The following is an 864-nucleotide window of genomic DNA, read 5'->3' on the forward strand; positions in this document are numbered from 1 at the left end:
CTCGAGGGGCAACGCGGCGAGGCCGAGCAGCGGCTGGCCGGCGCGCACCGTCGCGACGAGCTGCGCGCCCTGACCGTCCGGCGCGAGAGCGCGCTGGTCGACCTGCGGCAGGCGGCCCTGACCGCCCGCGAGCACACCCTGGACCTGCGCCAGCGCCGGCTGGACGGGATGGCCGCCGAGCTGGCCGGCCGACTGCGGGCGGGCGAGTCCTGCCTGGTCTGCGGCTCCGCCGAGCACCCGGCGCCGGCCGCCTTCGACGCACCACCGGTCGGCGCGGCGGACGAGCGGGCCGCGAGCGCCGCCCAGCAGGCCGCCGAACACCGGCTCGCCCAGGCCGAGGGCGAGCTGACCGAGCTGCGGGTGGCGGCCGCGGCCGCCACCGGCACCGCGGGCGATGCGCCCGCCGACGAGCTGGCCGAGCGGCTGGCCGCGCTGGCCCGCGAGCACCGCACGGCGCTGGGGCGCGCGGAGGCACTGACCGGGCTGCTCCAGCAGCGCGAGCGCCTCGAACAGGGCGAGCGCCACTACAGCGGCCAACTGCATGACAGCCGCGAGCGGCTGGCCGCCGGCACGGCACGGCTGGAGGCGCTGGCCGCGGAGCGGGACGCGCTGGCCCAGCGGATCGCCGAGGCCCGCGGCGACGCGCCCTCGGTCGCCGAGCGGGCCACCCGGCTCGGCCGGCGGGCCCAGGCGCTGGCCGCCACCACCGAGGCCGTCCGCACCACCGAGCAGGCGGCCGCCCACGGGAAGGAGGGGGCGTGGGTACGGGGGGCCCCAAGGGGGAGTGGAGGCGGGCCCGCCGCCGCCGCCGGGCGCAGGGCGGCGTCAGCGGCGGCAGGCTGGCAGGGATGTCAAGCGAGGTTG

Annotated in this window: 1 pseudogene; it reads left to right on the top strand. The window is 80.7% G+C overall.

Going from position 1 to position 864, the window contains the following annotated elements:
* Positions 1-864: pseudogene (locus ABD323_RS42040) on the top strand (AAA family ATPase); the annotation flags it as partial.

Origin of the sequence: Kitasatospora nipponensis (assembly GCF_039528135.1) — a bacterium.
GTDB classification, from domain to species: domain Bacteria; phylum Actinomycetota; class Actinomycetes; order Streptomycetales; family Streptomycetaceae; genus Kitasatospora; species Kitasatospora nipponensis.